2 protein-coding genes are annotated in these 2,978 nt (G+C 74.3%); one reads left to right on the top strand and one right to left on the bottom strand.

Going from position 1 to position 2,978, the window contains the following annotated elements; all coding sequences use genetic code 11:
- The first annotated feature begins 306 nt into the window (after positions 1-306).
- Positions 307-1,218 (top strand): hypothetical protein, encoded by a 912-nt coding sequence (locus tag RIF68_RS32910; protein WP_309055067.1) that lies wholly within the window; start codon positions 307-309, stop codon positions 1,216-1,218.
- A gap of 51 nt (positions 1,219-1,269) precedes the next feature.
- Here the strand turns inward: RIF68_RS32910 and disA are convergent, their stop codons facing one another.
- Complete coding sequence (gene disA / locus RIF68_RS32905; protein WP_309055066.1) at positions 1,270-2,394, bottom strand: DNA integrity scanning diadenylate cyclase DisA; 1,125 nt, start codon at positions 2,392-2,394, stop codon at positions 1,270-1,272.
- Positions 2,395-2,978 lie beyond the last annotated feature (584 nt).

Raw genomic sequence — 2,978 nt, 5'->3', positions numbered from 1 at the left:
TCCGTCCACACCTCCGCGAGCCACTGGAACCAGTGCGGGGTGGAGTGGGCGAAGTCGGCGACGTCGAGATACAGCCGGTCGGAGAGGTCGAGGAGGTTGTCCATGGTGCATGACGCTAACCGGAATCTCGAGTGCTCCGCCCCGGGCCAACGGCCAGAACGACCCCTGACGAAAGTGGGGGGCGCCGATTTCCGGTGCTCCGGGCGGAAGTTCCCCCTCCCCACGGATGTGATCATCGGCAAAACTTGGTGCTTCCAGCGGCGGGTGGGGCGGGAGTTGGGCCCGATCTCTCGTAAGGTTCGGGGCGTGGGATCTTTGCGCAATCCGGTCGGGCCGCTTCCCTCCACCATCTACTGGCGACGGAGGGCGGTCGCGCTGTGCCTGATCGTCCTGCTCGCCCTGCTCGCCGTATGGGTCGTCACCTCCGGTGACGGCGGCGGCAGGAAGGCGAACGACTCGGCCAACGGTGCTTCGCCCGCCCCGTCGATCACCCCGGGGCCGTCCGGCTCCGGCCCGGCGATCAGCCAACAGCCGGGCGGCCGCGAGGAGTCGGAGGATTCCGGGTCGGGATCCGGTTCCGGGGCGGGATCCGGTTCCGGTTCGGGGCCCGGCTCCGGTACGGGCGGAGGCTCCTCGGCCGGCGGTGACGGTGGTACGGGGACGGGCGCCGGTACGGGGACGGACGCGGGCGCGGCCGGGACCGAGGGCGGCACCGGGAACGGCGGCAAGAACGGTGACACCGACGGCGCCGGCGGCGCGGGCGGTGCCGGTGGCGCGGGCATCGGCGCGGGACAGCGGGTTCCGGCCGATTCGCCGCTCCCGAACTGTCCTTCCGGGGCGCTGAAGTTGACGCTGCGCAGTGTCAAGGTCACGTACGAGCAGGGGGAGAAGCCCCGCTTCCAGCTGGTCGCCACCAACACCTCGGACACCGCGTGCAAGGCCGATTTCGGGCCGCGCAGCGCGGTTCTGACGATCAGTGACGCACGGGACGAGGAGGTCTGGTCCTCCGACGACTGCCCGCGTCCCGGTGGCCCGCTCCTGCTGAGCCTGCCCGCGCACTCCACCGTCACCCACACCGTGGAGTGGAACCGCGAGCGGAGCGCGCCGCGCTGCGCCACCGCCCCGGCCGGTCAGGCGGGACCCGGGACGTACCTGGTGGAGGCGACGATGCCGGGCGCCAAGGTGCTGCCCGCCTCGTTCACGCTCGCCAAGGACTGACGGCCGGACGCCCACCGCCGGCGCGCCGGGCCGTACCGGCCGCCGTGCCGGTCAGACGTACCGCTCCAGGATGGAGGACTCGGCCAGCCGGGAGAGGCCCTCGCGCACGCTGCGCGCACGGGCCTCGCCGACGCCGTCGACGGTCTGGAGGTCGTCCACGCTGGCGGCGAGCAGCTTCTGCAGGCCGCCGAAGTGCTCCACGAGCCGCTCGATGATCGCGCCCGGCAGCCGCGGCACCTTGGCGAGGAGCCGGTAACCGCGCGGCGAGACGGCCGAGTCCAGGGTCTCGGGCGAGCCGCTGTAGCCGAGGGCCCGTGCCACCGTGGGCAGTTCGAGCAGCTCCGCGTGGGAGAGCGCGTCCAGTTCGGTCAGCGCCTCCGCGACCGTACGGGAACGCTTGGCGGTGGGCTCCGGCACGTAGTCGCGGATCACCAGCTCCCGCTCCGGCTCCACGCCCGCGATCAGCTCGTCCAGCTGGAGCGAGAGCAGCCGGCCGTCGGTGCCGAGCTCGACCACGTACTCCGCGATCTCGGTGGCGATCCGGCGCACCATCTCCAGGCGCTGGGCGACGGCCGTCACGTCCCGGACCGTCACCAGGTCCTCGATCTCCAGGGCGGAGAGCGTCCCGGCCACCTCGTCGAGCCGCAGCTTGTACCGCTCCAGGGTTGCGAGGGCCTGGTTGGCGCGGGAGAGGATCGCCGCCGACTCCTCCAGGACGCGGCGCTCGCCGTTCACGTACAGCGCGATGAGCCGCATCGACTGGGAGACGGAGACCACGGGGAAGTTGCACTGCTTGGAGACCCGGTCGGCGGTGCGGTGCCGGGTGCCGGTCTCCTCCGTATGGATGGAGGCGTCCGGAACGAGCTGCACACCTGCCCGGTGGATCTTCGTGATGTCCTTGTCCAGGACGAGCGCGCCGTCGAGCTTGCACAGCTCGCGCAGGCGGGTCGCGGTGAACTCGACGTCGAGGACGAAGCCGCCCGTGCACATCGAGTCGACCGTCTTGTCGAGGCCGAGCACGATGAGCCCGCCGGTGCTTCCGCGCAGGATCCGCTCCAGGCCGTCACGCAGGGCGGTGCCGGGCGCGACCGCGCTCAGGGCCGCGCGCATCAGCGCTTCGTTGCCGGAGCCCGCGCCGGACTTTCCGGGAGCTGCTGCCCCGTCCTTGGCTGCCACTGCACTCCTCCGGCTCGTACGGATGGGCGAGACCAGGGCAAAGTCTAGCGACACCGCCCCGCGCCGGGTTCGCCAACGGGTCCCGGCCCCCCGCCGCGCCGGGCCGCGACGGCCCCGCGGGCCGGGGCCGGCGAGGATTTCCGCCCTTCGGCGCGCCGGGCCCGGAGCGCCCCGGGGCTGCCTGCCCGGCCCCGTCCCCACCCCCGTGCCACCGGGGCGCGCGGGGCCGGTCCCCCACCGGCGCCGTCCTCCCGCCGGTCCCGGCGCCCGGTGCGCAGTCCCGCCGGTCCCGGCGCCCCGGTGCGGCCGTCCCGCGGGTCCTGGCGTCGTCCCACCGGTCCGGTGCCCGGCGCGCCGTCCCGCCGGTGCCGTCCCGCCGGTGCCGGCCCTCTGCCGGCCCCGCGCCCGCCCCCTGCCGGTCCCGCCGTCCCACCCGGGCCGCGGCCGTGCCGTCAGCCCACCGGGGCGTCCTCCGCCGTCTTCGCGCGGCGGCTGCGGGGCAGGACCCGCAGGGCCTCGCCCATGTCCGCGACTTCCGTCACCTTCATGCCCGCCGGCACCCGGCCCGGGTCGCCCGGGACCAG

Source organism: Streptomyces sp. (assembly GCF_031178505.1).
GTDB classification, from domain to species: Bacteria; Actinomycetota; Actinomycetes; order Streptomycetales; family Streptomycetaceae; genus Streptomyces; species Streptomyces gulbargensis.
Note: the sequence above shows the minus strand (reverse complement) of the source record. Positions and strands in the feature narration are given on the sequence as shown.